Source organism: Gemmatimonadetes bacterium SCN 70-22 (genome assembly GCA_001724275.1).
In the GTDB taxonomy this organism is placed as follows: Bacteria; Gemmatimonadota; Gemmatimonadetes; order Gemmatimonadales; family Gemmatimonadaceae; genus SCN-70-22.
The window spans coordinates 16,082-33,727 of record MEDZ01000012.1; the positions used below are offsets into that span (position 1 = coordinate 16,082).

A 17,646-nucleotide genomic window follows, 5' to 3' on the forward strand; every position below is an offset into this window, starting at 1 on the left:
GTCGTGCGTCGTGCGTCGTTGCGCGCGGGTCAGCCGCGCCCGTTGCCGCCGCTCCCTGACCCGAGCAGCGCGGCGTTGCCTTCCTCCGCTCCCTCCAGCGCGCGATACCCTTCGAGGTAGTAGTAGTACTTGAACTGCGGCAGCTCGCCGATGTCGTTGAGGATGGCCCCGACCAGGCGGATGGGCATGCGATCGAGGACGGTGAGCTTTGCCTGCGCGAGCTTGCGATCGGTCTCGCCCGCGCGCAGCACCAGCACCATGCTGCCCGTGGCGGTACCGATGGCGAAGGGATCGATCCCCGCGCCCAGCGGCGCCGTGTCGACGATGATGGCGTCGAACTGCGTGCGGAGGTCGCGGATGAGGGTCGTCATGCGCTCCGACGCGAGGAGCTCGGGGCCATGCCGGCGTCGCTTGCCACACGGCACGATCGAGAGGTTGATGTGCTGCTGCGTGGGACGCAGCACCTCGTCGAGCGTCGCCTCGCCCGCGAGATAGTCGACGAGTCCGGGTGCCTGCGCGCAGGGCGCGAAGATGTCGTGCAGCGTCCCCCGGCGGATGTCGCCGTCGACGATGACCGTGCGGTAGCCGGAGTCGGCGAGCGCCGATGCCAGGTTGGCGGAGACGAACGACTTGCCGTCGCCCGGTCCGGGGCTCGACACCGCCAGCTGGACCGGTCCCAGCCCCTCGAAGGCGCTGCGCACCGAGAGGGCGATGGTGCGGAACGACTCGATGAGCTGCGACGCCTCCTCGAGCCGCGCGGCGGCGCTCGTCGGGTTGCGGTACGTGGGAATCGCGCCCACGATGTCCAGCCCGAGCTCGTGCGTCGCCTGCTCGGGATAGCGGAAGCGCTTGTCCAGGCGGTCCAGCAGGATCGCCAGGGCGAGTCCCAGTCCGATGCTCGCGGCGATCGCCACCAGGATGATGCTGAGCGTGGTGTCGGACGAGGGGAAGCGCGGCGCCACGGCCGTGTCGAGGATCGACACGTCGGGCAGGGCGTTCCGCTCGGAGAGGCGCGCCGACATCGCGCGCTGCTGCAGGTCCACGTACATCGTCTGCGCGATTTGCAGCTCGCGGTTGAGGCGCATCTCCTCGACCGTTCGCGCCGGGATCTGCTTGAGTTCCTGCGAGGCGCCGTCGATCCGGCGCTTCATTTCCGCCTCGCGCGAGCGCAGCTCCTGCAACGACGACGCGACCAGGGTCGGGATCGACTGCGACTCCATCACCTCGATCTGCTGCTTCAGGTCCTTCACCATCCGGTATTCGTCGGTGTAGGTCTTCTGCAGGTTGACGAGCTGTCCCCTGGCCTGGTTGAGGTTGGCGATCTCCGCCTGGAGGCTGGTGTTGGAGGCGGTGGCCGACCCCACCGAGCGCAGCGCCTCGAGCGAGATCTTCCCCCCGCGGCCGCGCCCTTCCTCGACGATGCGCTCCAGCGCCTCGCGGTCGCGCCGGACCTGCTCGTAGTTGACCCGGTCGCTGAAGTACGCCTGGAAGACCGGGTTCATCGTGGTCGAGACCCCGGGGGTGATCGCCATCTGCTCGGAGGGGAGCGTGATGGTGTTGATCTTGAATCGCTCGAGGGCCGTCTGCGCCGCCGCCAGCTGCTGCGCCGCTTGTTGCAGCTGCTCCTCGGTCGCCTCGGCCGACACGGTCAGGTTCTCGCGCTTGAGGCGCACGGCCTCGCTCACGAACTCGCGCGCGAGCGTGTTGAGCGTGGTGGCCAGGAGCCCCGCCTTCGACCCCGAGAGCTGGAAGCGCATCAGGTTGGAGTTCTGCCCCACCGTGACCGAGAGCTGGCTCCCCAGGTTGAAGGCCGCCTCGCGCGGCGTCACGACGTAGAAGCCGACCTGCTCGCGCCCCGCCAGCAGCTGCGCCGACGGTTGCCACTGGAAGCCGACCGCGCGCCCGATCGAGTCGCCGACCGCGCCGCGCTCGACCACCACGTCCTGCTCGCCCCGCTGCTGCGCGGGACGCGCCAGGACGTAGCTCGACCCCTGGATGGTGAGACGATAGGGGCCGGGCTGCAGCGAGTCGGACGGGTAGAGGTCGCGCACCACCAGCGTGTCCGCCGCGACGTCGGGGTAGACGTACAGCGCGAGCTTGGAGACGACCTTGTCGAGGACCGAGAACGAGCGCGCCAGCTCCATCCAGGCCACGTCGCTGTTGACCAGCCCGGGGGCCGACACGGGCCCCATCCGACCACTGGGCCCGGGGGTCGCGGCGATCCAGATGGAGGCGCTGACGTCGTACTTGGGCTTCACGAAGCGGGTGAGCGTGACCCCCGCCGTGCTCCCGACCGCGATGACGGCCAGCACGAGCCACTTGTAGCGCTTGATCGCCGCGAGTGTTCGCGCGAGCTGGTCGCCGACCCCCCCCTGGGAGGGCGGCGGCGCCGAGGGCGCCCCCCCCCATTGGGGCATCGGGGCGAAGCCGTCCTGTCGCGGGACTGCCGCGGCATTCGCGGCGGAGGGGACGAGATTGGCGGACATGTCAGCGGAGTCTTCGAATGAGTGCGGCCGACTTCAGACGATCATGCGGCCAAAAGGGCGCACAATCCGGCCTCGCCCTGACTCGGTACGGACACGGACCGGGAGGTGGGGCGATCGACGTTCGAGCCGACATCCCGATGCAATTCCGGGCCCAGTGTCCCAGCTGTGCCCCGGCTGTGACCCCGCGCACCCCGGTGCGTCCTTCAGCAGCACACTGTCGACGTGACTCAACATGGCTGTCGGAGGTGACAGACAACTGCTGTGGTGGCCATGCGGCGGTGTAGCTTGACCTCGGCAAGTCTAAATCGTATTTAACGCAGCGAGACACTGCAGCGCGACCCGTTGCACCGCCGCCACTACAGCTTAAACGCCCACGGTGGCCATGCGGCAGGGCTCCCTCCCGCGTCGTCTGACGTCTCGCCTCGATTCCAAACGCTCGCGACCCACACTGGTTGAAATCGATGGCCACAGGTGCTGCAGTGCGTGACGGGGACCGGGGGTCCTCCGCCCCCGCCGATTCGCGCGACCCGCTCTCCATCTCTCCCGAGGTCAAGGCCAACCTGAGCCTGCTCATCGTGGATGACGACCGCACCCTCCGCGAAGGGTGCGCCAGCGTCCTCCAGATGGACGGGTTCAACGTCACGACCCTCGGCCGCGGTGACGAGGCCATCGACCTGGTCAAGCGGCGACGGTTCGACATCGTCCTCGTCGATCTCTACATGACCCCGGTCTCGGGCATGGAGATCCTCAAGGCGACCCTCGACGCCAGCAAGGACACCATCGTCGTGGTGATGACCGGCAACCCCAGCGTCACGACCAGCATCGAGGCGCTGCGGGCAGGGGCCTGGGACTACCTCCCCAAGCCCTTCTCCGCCACGCACCTCCAGGTCCTGGTCGGGCGCGCCTCGCACGCCGTGATGGTCGCCCGCGAGACGCGAGACCTGCGGGTTCAACTGTCGAAGCAGAGCGGCAACAGCGAGAAGGTCACGCTGCTCGGCGTCTCCCCGGCCTTCCGCAAGGCCGTCGACCTGGCGCGCAAGGTGGCCACCACCGACGCCTCCGTCATGATCATGGGGGAGAGCGGGACCGGGAAGGAGGTCATCGCCCAGTTCATCCACGCCCACAGCCGCCGCGCGTCGCGACAGCTCGTCCCCATCAACTGTGCCGCGCTCCCCGAGGGGCTCCTCGAGTCCGAGCTCTTCGGCCACCGGAAGGGGGCCTTCACCGGCGCCGATCGCGACAAGCCGGGATTGCTGGAAATCGCGAACGGCGGGACGCTCTTCCTCGACGAGCTGACCGAGATGTCGCTCCCGCTGCAGGCCAAGCTCCTGCGCGTCATCCAGGACGGCGTCGTCCGGCGCGTGGGCAGCGAGAAGGAGGATGCAGTGGTCGACGTGCGGTTCCTCTCGGCAACCAATCGCATCCCGCACGAGTGCGTCACGAAGGGCACGCTGCGCGAGGACCTCCTCTATCGCCTCCGCGTCGTCCCCATCCACCTTCCGCCGCTGCGCAAGCGGCTGGAGGACATCCCGCTCCTCGCGAACCACTTCCTCACCCACTACTGGGAGCGGCACCGCGGGACCAGCGAGCCGCAGCCGCGCCTCTCGGAGCAGGCCATCGAGTTCCTGCGCTCCCGTCCGTGGCGCGGCAACGTGCGCGAATTGCAGAACGTGATCGAGCAGCTCTCAGTCCTCACCGAGCCAGGGCACCTCGTGCTCCCCGAGGACGTCCCGGTCTACGACGACATGCCAGCCGAGCCGGTGCAGACGAGCTTCATGCCGACCGTCATGAACGAGTCGTTCCATGTCGCCAAGGACAAGCTGGTCGCGCACTTCGAGCAGGAGTATCTCGCGCAGCTCATCGCCCGGGCCGGGTCCAACATGTCCAAGGCCGCACGCCTGGCGAACATCGACCGGACCACCCTCTACCGTCTCATGGAGAAGCACGGGTTTCGGCGCGACGAGCTGACCGCCGCCTCCGACGAATGACGGCGCACGCCACCTGTTCACGGCAACCGGTGAAGAACCACGGAGGGGCACGAGGGCAACAGGCACCCGACACGAGCGGCCCGGGCGACGCTGCAGGAGCGGTCGACCAGGGGGGCGCGGCGACCGTGATGTGCCCCGCCATCAGGCGCGCGCTCACGTCGGCCGCCGCCGAGGTGACGGCGTCGTGGCACCCGGCCGAGCACACCGCCTCGTCCACCGCAGACGTTCGCACGGCCCTCGCTGTGGTGACGGACGCACTCGCGCGCGTTCTCGCGGGAATGCCGGCCGACATGGGGCAGCTCCCTCCGTTTGTCCCGGCGCGTCGCCTCCTCGAACAGCTCCGCCGCGCGTTCCTCGCGCATGCGGACGCCCCAGAGGTCCACGCCGTGGCCGAGGACGTCGTGCGCGTGATGCGCGCGTTCGAGGGCGTGCAGGTGGCGCTCGACGAGGATGCGGCACACCGGTTCGCCGCCCGGCTCACCGGTAGCGACGCCCAGCAGCTGGTCGTCGAGATGGCGCACGACATGCGCTCGCCGCTCGGCTCCATCCTCATCCTCGCCGAGCGGCTCCGAGCCGGCGCTGGGGGCGAGCTGGCGCCGATCCAGCAACGACAGCTGGGGCTGATCTACAGCGCCGCCTTCGGCTTGAGCGCGATGGCCGGTGACGTGATCGAGCTTGCCCGCGGCGGGACGACCCTGATGGACCAGCAGCCGATGGCGTTCTCGGTCTCCGAGGTGCTGCAGTCGATCCTCGACATCCTGCGCCCGATGGCCGAGGAGAAGCGCCTCACGATGCGTCGCACGGGACCGTCGGCCGACGTGCGCATCGGGCACCCGGCGGCGCTCAATCGCGTCCTGTTGAACCTGGCCACCAACGCCATCAAGTTCACGAACACCGGTGCGGTCGACGTGACGTGCCACGAGCTGGACCGGACGCGGGTGGAGTTCTCGGTGCGCGACACCGGGCGCGGGATTCCCGAGTACGTGCTGTCGAACCTCTTCGAGGCGTTCCGGCGGCGGCAGGTCCCGGGCGACTACGCCTTCTCGAGCGCCGGACTGGGGCTCTCGATCTGCCAGAAACTCGTCGGGGCCATGGGGGGGACCCTGGGCGTCGAAACGGAGCTGGAGAAGGGGACGCGCTTCCACTTCATCCTCGACCTCCCGCAGCCGGATCGCATCTAGGGAGGCGTTCCACTGCTCTGGACGCGAGGCGTCAGCCGGGGCAGGTTACAGGCTGCACGCTCCACCCCTTCCGCTGAGGCCCGCATGACCGATCGCCGCCGCTTCATGTCCTCGATGGTGCGCGCGGGCGTTGCGCTCCCCGCCCTGAAGGGATCGGCCTTTGCCACCTTGTTCCGTGCCGAGGACATCGTGCGCGGCAAGTCTCCCATCGAGTCGGCGGACGACGAGGCGTACTGGTCGCAGATCCAGATGGCGTTCGACGACGACCGAACGCTGGTGAACCTCAACAACGGCGGGGTCAGCCCGGCACCGACGCACGTCATGGACATGATGATGCGCGACCTCCGGTTCTCGAACCAGATCCCGGTCGATCACATGTGGCAGGTGCTGGAGCCGCGCATCGAGACGGTCCGGCGTGACCTGGCGCGCATGTTCGGCTGTGACCCGGAGGAGATGGCGATCACGCGCAACGCGTCCGAGGCCAACGAGACGATGATCCTTGGCATCGACCTCAAGCGGGGCGACGAAGTGATCGTCACCAACCAGAACTACCCGCGCATGATCACGACGTGGGAGCAGCGCGTGCGCCGCGAAGGGATCGTGCTCAAGCAGGTCTCCTTCAAGGTTCCGCCGCCCTCGGACGAGTATATCGTCGAGCAGTTCCGCGCCGCCATCACGCCGCGCACGCGCGTCATCGAGGTCACGCACATCACCAACCTCACGGGGCAGATCCTTCCCGTGCGGCAGATCGCGCGGATGGCGCGCGAGAAGGGGATCGAGACCTTCGTCGACGGGGCGCACGCCTTCGCCCACTTTCCCTTCACGCGCGACGAGCTCGACGTGGACTACTACGGGACGTCGCTGCACAAGTGGCTGCACGCCCCCATCGGAACCGGCTTTCTCTACGTGCGGCGCGACAAGATCAAGTCGCTCTGGCCCATGATGGGGGCCGGCGCGTCGCAGGACGCCGACATCCGCAAGTACGAGGAGATCGGCACGCACCCAGCCGCCAACCACAACGCCATCTCGCTCGCCGTGGCATTCAACCGCGGCATCGGGATGGAACGCAAGGCGGCGCGCCTTCGCTACCTGCGGGACCGCTGGGCCAAGCGGCTCCTGGCGGAAAGCGCGCGCTTCAACGTCCTCACGCCGCTGGACGACCGGCAGTCGTGCGCGATCGCCCTCGTCAACATCGAGGGGGTCGACACCCCGAAGCTCCAGCAGTGGCTCTGGCACAAGCACAAGGTGATGACCGTCGCCATCGTGCATCCGGAGTTCCACGGGCTGCGGGTGACACCCAGCGTCTACACCACGCTCGACGAGGTCGACCTGTTCGCCGAGCTGATGATCAAGGCGTCGAAGCAGGGGATCGCCGCCTGACCGCCAGCCGCAAATCGCGCGGCGCCCCGGTCCCGGCGCCGCTCGCTCCGCGCTTCCATCGTTATGCGCTCCCTCGAACGGGGCGCGGCGTGCGCCATTGGCTCATGAAGACCGAACCCGACGTCTTCTCCTTCGCCGACCTCATGCGCGCCAGGGACCGCACGACCTGCTGGGACGGTGTCCGCAACTACCAGGCGCGCAACTTCATGCGCGATCACATGCGCGCGGGCGACCGCGTCCTGATCTACCATTCGAATGCCGAGCCGCCGGCGGTGGTGGGAACCGCGCGCGTCGTGCGCGAGGCCTATCCCGACCACACCGCATTCGACCCCACCGACGACCACTTCGACCCCGACAGCGATCCCGCCTCGCCCACGTGGATGATGGTCGACGTGCAGGGGGAGCGCCCGCTCCACCCCGTCACCCTCCCCATGATGCGTCAGGTGCCGGGGCTCGAGTCCATGGAGCTCCTGCAGCGTGGGAGTCGCCTCTCCATCACGCCGCTGACGGCCGACGAGTGGGCGATCGTGACGCGACTCGGCCGGTCAGCGCAGCCTGCCGACGAGTAGCCAGACGCCGCTGGCCAGGCCGATGAAGATGATCGCCTGCCGGACGCGCCCCTGCGCGACGCGCTGGGCCAGGCGCGACCCCCCGTAGCCTCCGGCCGCCGCGCCCAGCGCCATGGCGATCGCGACTGGCCAGTCGACCAGGCCGCTGAAGGTGAACGTGGCGGCCGCCATCAAGTTGGTGCAGAGGCCTCCCCAGTTCTTGAGTCCGTTCATGCGGTGGATATTGGTGAATCCCATGAAGCCGAGGGCGGCCAGCATGAGGATCCCGATTCCGGCGCCGAAGTAGCCGCCGTAGACGCCGACCGCGAACTGGTAGACGAGTGCCGTGGTGGACGGCGGGACGCGCGCCGGATCGGGCGGCTCGACCTCGCCTTCCGCGACGCGAGCCGCAGGCGAGTGTTCGCGGAGCCAGCGCATGGCCGGGCGCTGGATCAGGAAGAGCCCGGTCGCGCCGAGGACGAGCCAGGGGACCAGGGCGTCGAAGCGGTCGGCCGGGGTGACGAGGAGGAGGAGGGCGCCGACGAGCCCTCCCGCCAGCGACGGCATGGCGAACCGCACGGCCCAGGCGCGCACGCCGCGCAGCTCTCCCAGGTATCCCAACATGCTCCCCACGGCTCCCGGCCACAGCGCCACCGTGCTGGTGGCGTTGGCCGTGATGGCGGGGATCCCGAGGCCGATGAGGGCCGGGAAGGTCAGGAGCGTCCCTCCGCCCGCGATGGAGTTCACGGCCCCCCCCGCCGCAGCGGCCAGGACGATCAAGGCAAGTCGGGCAACGTCGGACACGGAATGGTGGGCCGGGGGGTGGTGGAACGAGGGGCGGTCTGGAGAGGTTCGGGTATGAGGGCGTGCCCCGATCGGGGGTGAGGGCCTCCGCCGGCAGCACGTGGCGGAGGCCATCCGGCCGGCGGTCCCTGCACGCCGAAGTAAGCAGGGCGCGCAGCTGGCGGCAATGTCGAGCCCCACGACACTCGACTAGCTTGCGCTCATGATCATTTCCACCTCGTAGCGACATCAGCGGAGAGACCGGGATATGAGCACGACGGCGACGCCACAGGCGCCTCAAGTCAACACCGACGCCCTCGAGATCCGCGATACGCGGACCGGCAAGACGTATTCGATCCCCATCACCGACGGCACCATCCGGACGAGCGACCTGCGCCAGGTCAAGGTGGATGCGGACGATTTCGGCCTCATGGGCTACGACCCCGCGTTCATGAACACGGCGTCGTGCCGGAGCGCCATCACCTTCATCGACGGCGACAAGGGGATCCTGCGCTATCGCGGCTACCCGATCGAGCAGCTGGCGGAGAAGGCGAGCTTCCTCGAGGTGGCGTACCTGCTGCGCAACGGCGAGCTCCCCACGCAGCCCGAGTACGACCGGTGGGTGCACGACATCACCTACCACACGTACGTGCACGAGAACATCAAGCGCTTCCTCGAGGGGTTCCGCTATGATGCGCACCCGATGTCGATGACGGTGGCGGGGGTGGCGGCGCTGTCGTCGTTCTACCCGGAAGCGAAGGACATCTTCGACAAGCACCAGCGCGACATCTCGATCATCCGCCTGCTGGCCAAGGTCCCGACCATCGCCGCCTTCGCCTACCGGCACGTGAAGGGGCTCCCGTTCATCTATCCGGACAACGACCTGTCGTACGCCGAGAACTTCCTCTCGATGATCGCGCGCATGTCGGAGCCGCAGTACGAGTCGAACCCCGTCTTCACGAAGGCGATCGAGATCCTGTTCATCCTCCACGCGGACCACGAGCAGAACTGCTCGACCAATGCGGTGCGCGCGGTCGGTTCGTCGCACGTCGATCCCTTCAGCGCCGTGGCCGCCGGAATCGCCGCCCTCTACGGGCCGCTGCATGGCGGCGCCAACGAGCAGGTGCTCCGCATGATCGGCGAGATCGGCGACATCAAGAACGTCCCGGCGTTCGTCGAGAGCGTGAAGCAGGGGAAGGGGCGCCTCATGGGCTTCGGTCATCGCGTCTACAAGAGCTACGACCCGCGCGCCAAGATCGTGAAGAAGCTCGCCGACGAGGTCTTCGCCTCGGTGGGGATGGACAAGGACCTCGAGATCGCGATGGAGCTCGAGCGCATCGCCCTCTCGGACGACTACTTCGTCTCGCGCAAGCTCTACCCCAACGTGGACTTCTACACGGGGCTGATCTACCGCGCGATGAAGTTCCCGACCGACTACTTCACGGTCCTCTTCGCCATTCCGCGCGTGGCCGGGTGGCTGTCGCAGTGGGAGGAGATGCTGCTCGACAAGGAGCAGAAGATCGCCCGCCCGCGGCAGGTCTACACCGGCTATGACGAGCGCCCGTACAAGTCGACGCTCGACTACAGCAAGAAGGTCGAGAAGCTCTAGTCGGGCGCCGCGCGTTTCGGCGGGCGAACCTTGGAGCGGGGGTGGCCGGAAGGCGCCCCCGCTTTTCGTGGCGTCGTCGGCGCCCCCGCGAGGCGGCTCGTCGGCTGCTTCCGTGCCTCGGCCGCAGGGCGCCCCCTCCGCACCTCCGCCGACCGCGTGGCGCAGAGCCGCTGCACGGGACACTGGGCGCAGTGGCGAACGCGCGCGGTGCAGAGCAGCGCGCCGAGCTCCATCAGCGCCTGGTTGTGCGTCCATCCGGTGTCGCCGCGACGCGGGAGGACCGACGCCGCGATGCGCCACAGCTGGCGCAGGTCGCGCGGGCGCTTGGGGTCGAGCCGCGGCGCGAAGACGCGAGCCAGGACGCGCGCGACGTTGGTGTCGACCAATTCGGCGCGACGCTCGAAGGCGAACGACGCCACGGCTCCCGCCGTGTAGTCGCCGATGCCGGGGAGCGCCCGCAGGGCCGCGGGATCACGCGGGAGCGCCCCGTCACCGTCGCGCGTGACCAGGACGGCGAGGGCGTGGAGGTTGCGCGCGCGCGCGTAGTAGCCGAGCCCTTCCCATGCCTCGAGCACGCGCGCTGGCGGAGAAGCCGCCAGGTGGTCCAGGGAGGGGAAACGCTCGAGGAAGCGCGAGTAGAACTCCACCACCCGCGACACCTGCGTCTGCTGGAGCATCAGCTCCGAGACGAGGACGTGGTACGGGTCGCGCGTGCGCCGCCACGGCAGGTCGCGCCCGTGCTTCCGGAACCAGGTGCGCAGGCGCCGGGAGAAGTCGCGGGCGATGGCGGGCGAGGGAAGCGCGACGGCGCGCGAGGCGGTCGGGCGCTGCATGGCGGCGAAAGGTAGCGGCGCGCCGCGAGCGGGAGAACCGGCGGAGGGGGCCCGATACGCCCCCTCCGCCGGTGGAGCCGGTTCAGTACTTCGCGACCGTCGGATCCACGTCGTCGGCCCATCGCAGGATGCCGCCGGCCAGGTTCCAGGCCCGCGTGAAGCCGGCGGCCTGCAGCTGACGGACGGCGGTCGCGCTGCGCGCCCCGCTGCGGCAGTGCACCACGATGTCGCGGCCGCGGTCGAAGGTCGGGATGGCCTCGCCGAATGCCCCCAGGGGAATCAGGCGCCCGCCGGGAATCCGCGCGATCGCATGCTCGTGGGGCTCGCGCACGTCCAGCAGGAGCAGGTCGTCGCCTCGCCCCAGCCGCGCCGCCAGCTCGCGCGGGGTGAGCTCGGGGACCGGGGCGTCGGCCGCGGCGGCCGGGACACCACAGAACGCATCGTAGTCGATGAGCGATTGCAGCTCGCGGGTGCCGCACGCCGGGCACGTGGGGTCGCGCCGGATCTTCACCGAACGCTGCCTCGCGCCCAGCGAGTCGACCAGGTTCAGGCGCCCGATCAGCGGCTCCCCGATCCCGAGGATCAGCTTGATCGCCTCCGTGGCCTGCAGGATCCCCACGATCCCCGGCAGGATGCCCAGCACCCCGCCCTCGGCGCAGCTGGGGACCAGCCCCGCCGGCGGCGGCTCGCGATAGATGCAGCGATAGCAGGGACCCTCCGCCGTGCAGAACACCGAGACCTGCCCATCGAAGCGGAAGATCGAGCCGTACACGTTCGGGCGCCCCGTGAGGACGCAGGCGTCGTTGACCAGGTAGCGCGTCTGGAAATTGTCGGTGCCATCCACCACGAGATCGTACCGGCGCACGATCGCGAGCGCGTTCGCGGACGACAGGCGCACCTCGTGCGGCTCGACGACCACGTGCGGGTTGACCTCGCGCAGGCGGTCGGTGGCCGACTGCAGCTTGGTGCGCCCCACGTCGCTGGTGCCGTGGATGACCTGGCGATGCAGGTTGGTGATGTCGACGCGGTCGAAGTCGACGATGCCTAACGTGCCGACTCCCGCCGCGGCCAGGTAGAGCGCGGCCGGCGACCCGAGCCCGCCGGCGCCGACCAGGAGCACGCGCGCCGCCTTCAGCCTGCGCTGTCCTTCCACCCCCACCTCCGGGAGGAGGAGATGGCGCGAGTAGCGCGTGAGCTCGTCGCGCGTGAGCTCGTCGCGCGTGAGAGTCGGGAGGGCGCCGACGTCCGGCGCCACGATGGGGTCGAGTGTCGCCGACATCGCTCAGCCCCCCGCCACGGCCGGGACGATGGTGACCTCGTCGCCATCCTGCACCGCCGCGTCGAAGCCGCCGACGAGCCTGACGTCCTCGTCGTTCAGGTAGATCGTCACGAAGGGATACGGCGCCCCCTGCGCGTCGCGCAGGCGAGGGCCAAGTTGCGGGAAGCGGACCACGAGCGCGTCGAGCGTGGCGCCGACCGTGGCGCCAGCGGCTTCGATGGCGCGAGTGCCGCCGGCGTGGGCGGCGAGGACGGAGGGGAGGTGGACGGTGACAGGCATATCTTGAGAAGACGAGAAGACGAGAAGACCGGTACTTCAGGATGAGGCGATCAGGGCGGCCACTTCACGAATCTTCGGGGTGATGACGGGGGCGTCGCGGAGGGTGTCCTGCACGGCTTCCACCGTCTTGAGGCCGTGTCCCGTTAGGCATACCACCACCTCGTCGTCGGCGCGAAGTGACCCCCGCTCGGCGAGCTTCGTCGCGGCGGCGAGCGTTACGCCGCCCGCTGTCTCGGCGAAGACTCCCGTGGTCTCGGCGAGCAGGCGGATCGCGGCCACGAGCTCCCGGTCGCCCACCGCCTGCCCGCCCCCGCCGCTGTGGCGAAGGATGTGGCTGGCGAAGAGCCCGTCGGCCGGGTTCCCGATGGCGAGGGAGCGCGCGATCGTGCGGGGGATCTCGGGGACGAGGGTGTCGTCGCCGCGCTCCGTCAGGCGCACGATGGGGGCGCACCCCTCGGCCTGGGCGCCGTACTGTCGCGGGAGCTCGCCCGACACCAGGCCGGCATCACGCGCTTCCGTGAACCCCTTGCGCAGCTTGGTGACCAGCGAGCCCCCCGCCATCGGCGTGACCACCGCCGTGGGGAGGCGCCAGCCGAGCTGCTCGGCGATCTCGAACGCCATCGTCTTGCTCCCTTCGCCGTAGTAGGCGCGGAGGTTGACGTTGACGATCCCCCAGCCGAAGCGGTCGGCAACCTGCGCACACAGGCGGTTCACGTCGTCGTAGGTGCCCTTGATCCGCACCAGCCTGGGGGCGAAGACGGTGGTCGCCACCAGCTTGCCGAGCTCGAGGTCTTCGGGGACGAAGATCCACGCGGGCTTCCCGGCGCGCGCGGCGGCCGCGGCGACGGCATTGGCGAGGTTGCCGGTCGACGCGCACCCGATCACGTCGATGCCGAACGCTTCCGCGGCATTGATGGCCGTCGTGACGACGCGATCCTTGAACGAGAGCGAGGGAAACGAGTGGGCGTCGAGCTTGAGCCAGAGGCGGGCCACACCGAGGCGCTCGGCCAGGCGCGGCGCCTCGACGAGCGGCGTCCACCCGACGTCGAGCGCGTGCACGGGGGTCCCCGCGAACGGGAGCCACTCGCGATAGCGCCACAGCGAACGCGGGCGGGCGGCGATCTCCTCACGGGTGGGGAGGGGGCGCGCGGCGTCGTAGACCGGCTCGAGCGGGCCGAGGCAGTTGGGGCAGATCGCCTGCGGCGTCGCCCCCGCCTCCTGGCCGCACGAGGCGCAGGCCAGCGGGAGCGGGGTGAGGCGGGTGGTGGGAACGAGTGGGGGAGTGAGGGTCGCGCTCATGCGGCAATCCGTCCGGTATGGGTTCCAACGAGGGCGCGCGCCGCGGTGAGTACGTCGCCCAACAATGCGGAGGCGGTGTGCCGCCCACCGGCGCCTGCGCCGTACCAGGTGAGCGGGCCGGCGAGCGCGCTCTGGACGGCGACGACATTGATGACCTCCTCGGCGCGTGCCAGCGGGTCGCCGGCCTCGAGGATCTTCGGCTCGACGCGCAGCTGCAATCCGTCGTCCTCCCAGGCCTCGGCCACCAGGCGCACGCGGCAACCGTGGGCACCGGCCACGCGCACGACGTCGACGATGTGCGCGTCGATCCCGCGCGTCGGGACGTCGGCCAGGGTCACGGCTCGGCGCCAGGCGAGCGTGGCGAGGATGGCGAGCTTGGCCGCCGCGTCCTGCCCGCTCAGGTCGGAGGCAGGGTCACCTTCCGCGAACCCCGCCTCCCGTGCCGCCGCGAGCGCGTCGGCGAAGCGGTCGCCGCGCTCGAGCCGCGTGAGAATGTAGGTCGTGGTGCCGTTGAGGACGCCGCGCAGGTCGTGGATCTCCTCGCCGTCGAGCGAGTCGCGGAGGGCGCGCACGATGGGGAGGGCGCCGGCGACTGCGCCTTCGCAATGAAGGAGCGGGTGACGGCGCGCGAGGGCGTCGAGCAGCGGACGGTCGCTCGCTATCGCGAGTTTGTTCGCCGACACCGCGGCCGCCCCACGTGCGATGGCGCGCCGCAGCCAGCCGGCGGCGCCGGGGTCTCCACTGGCCTCGACGACGATGTCGACGCTGGTATCCGCGGCGAGCGCCGCCGCGTCGTCGTGCACGCGGATGCCGGGAAGCGCGTCGCGATGGCGGTCCGGCGTGCGGACGGCGGCCTGGGTGAGGCGGACCCGGACGCCGAGCCGCTGGCTGAGGCGGTCGTGACTGGCCTCGAGGGCGGAGGCAAAGGCGGCGCCGACGGTGCCGTTTCCGATGAGCCCGACGCGGAGGACGGGTGGTGCCATGGAGTGTGTCGTCTCCCCCACTCCCCGCCGCCCTGCCGTCGGGACAAAAAAAATCCCGACGGCAAAAGCCCCGGGACGTGGCTTTTTAGCGAAATGTTTTACGTGGCCGCAAGTTGCCGTAAATCGCCACGAGCTTCGGTTGTGAGGAACGATTCTATCGGTCGCCTCGCCGACGCGCAAGTGCCCCCTGGATATCAGGACTTCGCGTCTTCGCGTCTTCGCGTCTTCTCGTCTTCTGCCCCTATGACACTTTCCTCGTCTTTCTCCGCAGGAAGTCCATCAGGATGTACTGCCCCAGCGTCATCGTGTTGGTGAAGTACGCCTTGCCGCGGCAGATCGACGAGACGTGCTTGACGAACTCCACGAGGGCGCGATCGCGGGCGAGCATGAAGGTGTTGATCACGATCCCCGAGCGCCGGCACTGGGCGACCTCGCGGATCGTCTCCTGGATCACGTAGGCATCGAGCCCCATCGAGTTCCGGTAGATGGCCCCGTTCGGCATGGTGAGCGCACTGGGCTTGCCATCGGTGATCATCACGATCTGGCGCATGTCCTTCTTCTGCGCCATCAGGATGCGTCGGGCCAGCTTGAGCCCCTCGGCGGTGTTCGTGTGGTAGGGCCCGACCTGCGCATGCGCCAGCGTGGCGATCGGGATCTCCTCGGCGGAATCGTGGAACAGGACGACCCGGATCGTGTCGCCGGGAAACTGCGTGCGGATGAGGTGGGTCAGGGCGAGAGCGACCTTCTTGGCCGGCGTGAAGCGATCCTCGCCATAGAGGATCATCGAGTGCGAGCAGTCGAGCATCAGGACGGTCGCGCACGACGAGCGGTACTCCGTCTGCCGGACCATCAGGTCGGGATAGTCGATATCCAGCGGGAGGGCGAGCGACCCGGTGCGGGCGAGCGAGTGCTTGAGCGTCTCGTTGACGTCGAGGTTCAGCGTGTCGCCGAACTCGTAGGGGCGGCTGGAGGCATCGGACTCGATCCCGGTGGCCAGGAAGGGCGTGTCGTGGCTCCCGAGCGAGCTGCGGCCTAACGATCCGAGGATGTGACGGAGGCTCTTGTAGCCGAGGAAGTCGATCCCCTTGTCGGTCAGGCGGAAGTTCACGTCGCGCGAGGCCGCCCGGGCCAGTCCGCCCGGCCCCTCGACCGCCGCGTGCGAATCCGGGACCTCGGGCGGCGCCTCGAGCTTGAGGTAGCCCTGTTCCATGAGGCGCTTCACCAGTTCGTCGAGCAGCCGGGCCAGCGACGCCTGCGCCTCCTCGTCATCGTCGCCCCGGAGCGCGTTGAGCATCTCCGGGGTGAACTGCCCGCTGTCGATCAGCGCCTGGAGGATTGCCTGTTTCAGCGCCTCCAGCGAGCGATCGGCGTCCTCGCCCGTCTCTCCCCAGAACGGGTGGTACTGCGCCCCGCCCGCGAAGCCGGACTGGAGGAGGAAGTCGGACAGCTGCTCCAGCAACGCCTCGAGATCGACCGCGTCGGCGGCCTCGGGCGAGAACTTCGTGTAGGTGTGGAAGCGCATGGCGCCCTCGGGGGAGGGAGGTACAGCAGGGGCGGCAATCGGCCACCTCCTAGCATACAACCCCGTCGTCCCCCGCCGCGATCCCGCGCTCTCGACAGGAGGTATAGCTTTCGCTCGTGACGTCTCCCCCCCGATCACGCAATCCGTTCCGGGTCCTGGTCACCCACGCGAACTTCCGTCGCTTCTGGGTGGGGCAGACCCTCTCCCTGATCGGGACGTGGATGCAGTCGATGGCGCAGGGGTGGCTCGCCCTGCAACTCTCCGACAGCGCCTTCATCGTCGGGCTCGTCGCGGCGGCGGGATCGCTTCCGATCCTCCTCTTCTCGCTCCACGCGGGGGTCCTGGTCGATCGAAGCGACAAGCTGCGCCTCGTGAAGATCGCGCAAAGCCTGCTCCTCGTCGAGGCAACGCTGCTGTGGTATTTCACGTGGTCTGGCCACATCAACATACCGGGGCTCGTCCTCCTGGCGCTGGCGGGGGGGACCATCGGGAGCGTCGAGATCCCGGCGCGCCAGTCGCTGATGATCGATCTCGTCGGCCGCGACGACCTGCGCGACGCCATCGCCCTCAACTCGTCGGGGTTCAACCTCGCGCGCATCTTCGGCCCGGCCGTCGGCGCCGCGATCATCGCCAAGTTCGGGCTGGCCTGGTGCTTCGGCGTCAACGCGCTGAGCTACCTGACCGTGCTGATCGGGCTGGCGCGCATCACCCTGCCGCCGCGTCCCCCGATCGTCGTGACCATGTCGCCCCTCGAGGGGATCCGCGAGGGGCTGGCGTACATCGCCCACCATCACGAGCTGCGCGGCCTCGTGTGGCTCATCACCGTGTATTCCATCCTCGGCATCCCCTACCTGTCGCTCATGCCGGTCATGGCGCGTGACGTGCTGGGGCTGGGGGCGGGAGGCTACGGCGTCATGCTGTCGGCGGTCGGGGTCGGTGGCATGATCGGGGCGCTGGGGCTGGCGGCGTCGGCGCCACGCTCACGGGGGCGGCTCCTGACCCAGACGTCGTTCGCCTATGGCGCGCTGCTGGTGGTCCTCTCGTTCACCCGCATCGCTTCCGCGGCGTACCCCCTCCTGTTCGTCATCGGCCTGGTGATGATCGTGAACAATGCGCTCGCCAACACGTTGATGCAGTCGATCGTGCCCGACGAGTTTCGCGGCCGGCTGATGGCGATCTATTCGCTGATCGTCGTCGGCCTCCCGCAGGTGGTGGGGGCGTTCGGAGCGGGGGCGGTGGCGCGCGTCGTCGGCGTGGATGCCGCCATTGGCGGGGCGGCGATCCTGATGCTCCTCTTCGGGTGGTGGTTGTTCCGGCGCTATCCGGACGTGCGCGAGCTGTAGCCGAGCCCTCGGGGATTGCTGCGCGGCTGGCGCTGCGCGGCTGGCGCTGCGCGGCTGGCGGGCGCACTTTCGCAGCCCCCCATCGGACCCGATTCATGCCTCCAACCCCGCAGCCAGGCCCGCGTCGCCCGTT

General features: G+C 69.3%; 14 protein-coding genes and 1 other annotated feature. Of the genes, 6 read left to right on the plus strand and 8 right to left on the minus strand.

Going from position 1 to position 17,646, the window contains the following annotated elements; translation table 11 throughout:
* Positions 1–29: 29 nt before the first annotated feature.
* Positions 30–2,486, minus strand: a complete 2,457-nt coding sequence (locus ABS52_07930; protein ID ODT03682.1) for a hypothetical protein — start codon at positions 2,484–2,486, stop codon at positions 30–32.
* A gap of 560 nt (positions 2,487–3,046) precedes the next feature.
* On the opposite strand from ABS52_07930, the gene ABS52_07935 reads away from it, so the two are divergent.
* From ABS52_07935 to ABS52_07950, 4 genes are all read left to right on the plus strand, one after another.
* Entirely contained in the window at positions 3,047–4,474 is a 1,428-nt protein-coding gene (locus tag ABS52_07935; GenBank protein ID ODT03761.1) for a hypothetical protein, read from the plus strand.
* Positions 4,475–4,602: 128 nt separating this feature from the next.
* The gene (locus tag ABS52_07940) at positions 4,603–5,655 is read left to right on the plus strand and encodes a hypothetical protein (GenBank protein ID ODT03683.1); all 1,053 of its coding nucleotides are present in this window, start codon (positions 4,603–4,605) and stop codon (positions 5,653–5,655) included.
* Between the two features lie 84 nt (positions 5,656–5,739).
* Complete coding sequence (locus ABS52_07945) at positions 5,740–7,035, plus strand: aminotransferase V (GenBank protein ODT03684.1); 1,296 nt, start codon at positions 5,740–5,742, stop codon at positions 7,033–7,035.
* 89 nt (positions 7,036–7,124) lie between these two features.
* The gene (locus ABS52_07950; protein ID ODT03685.1) at positions 7,125–7,604 is read left to right on the plus strand and encodes an EVE domain-containing protein; all 480 of its coding nucleotides are present in this window, start codon (positions 7,125–7,127) and stop codon (positions 7,602–7,604) included.
* Here ABS52_07950 and ABS52_07955 read toward each other — a convergent pair.
* The gene (locus ABS52_07955) at positions 7,581–8,387 is read right to left on the minus strand and encodes a hypothetical protein (protein ODT03686.1); all 807 of its coding nucleotides are present in this window, start codon (positions 8,385–8,387) and stop codon (positions 7,581–7,583) included. The two genes, ABS52_07950 and ABS52_07955, sit on opposite strands and share 24 nt — an antisense overlap.
* Positions 8,388–8,688: 301 nt before the next feature.
* On the opposite strand from ABS52_07955, the gene ABS52_07960 reads away from it, so the two are divergent.
* Positions 8,689–9,975: a citrate (Si)-synthase gene (locus tag ABS52_07960; protein ODT03762.1), complete on the plus strand. Its 1,287-nt coding sequence runs from the start codon at positions 8,689–8,691 to the stop codon at positions 9,973–9,975.
* On the opposite strand, the gene ABS52_07965 is transcribed toward ABS52_07960, so the two are convergent.
* From ABS52_07965 to ABS52_07990, 6 genes are all read right to left on the minus strand, one after another.
* Positions 9,972–10,808 (minus strand): hypothetical protein, encoded by an 837-nt coding sequence (locus ABS52_07965; protein ODT03687.1) that lies wholly within the window; start codon positions 10,806–10,808, stop codon positions 9,972–9,974. The two genes, ABS52_07960 and ABS52_07965, sit on opposite strands and share 4 nt — an antisense overlap.
* Positions 10,809–10,890: 82 nt before the next feature.
* Positions 10,891–12,063 (minus strand): molybdenum cofactor biosynthesis protein MoeB, encoded by a 1,173-nt coding sequence (locus ABS52_07970; protein ID ODT03763.1) that lies wholly within the window; start codon positions 12,061–12,063, stop codon positions 10,891–10,893.
* A gap of 27 nt (positions 12,064–12,090) precedes the next feature.
* Entirely contained in the window at positions 12,091–12,366 is a 276-nt protein-coding gene (locus ABS52_07975) for a molybdopterin synthase sulfur carrier subunit (protein ODT03688.1), read from the minus strand.
* Between the two features lie 36 nt (positions 12,367–12,402).
* The gene (locus ABS52_07980; GenBank protein ODT03689.1) at positions 12,403–13,665 is read right to left on the minus strand and encodes a threonine synthase; all 1,263 of its coding nucleotides are present in this window, start codon (positions 13,663–13,665) and stop codon (positions 12,403–12,405) included.
* Positions 13,662–14,669 carry a hypothetical protein gene (locus tag ABS52_07985; GenBank protein ODT03690.1) on the minus strand — a complete coding sequence of 336 codons (1,008 nt, stop codon included), beginning with the start codon at positions 14,667–14,669 and terminating at the stop codon, positions 13,662–13,664. Before ABS52_07985 ends, ABS52_07980 begins: the two co-directional genes overlap by 4 nt.
* A 44-nt stretch (positions 14,670–14,713) precedes the next feature.
* Positions 14,714–14,788: a binding site (SAM riboswitch), on the minus strand.
* Positions 14,789–14,889: 101 nt separating this feature from the next.
* Positions 14,890–16,170, minus strand: coding sequence for a hypothetical protein (locus ABS52_07990; GenBank protein ID ODT03691.1), 1,281 nt, complete (start codon positions 16,168–16,170; stop codon positions 14,890–14,892).
* A 116-nt stretch (positions 16,171–16,286) separates the two neighbouring features.
* On the opposite strand from ABS52_07990, the gene ABS52_07995 reads away from it, so the two are divergent.
* A complete protein-coding gene (locus ABS52_07995; GenBank protein ID ODT03692.1) occupies positions 16,287–17,513 on the plus strand; it encodes a hypothetical protein in 1,227 nt (408 codons plus the stop codon).
* Positions 17,514–17,646 lie beyond the last annotated feature (133 nt).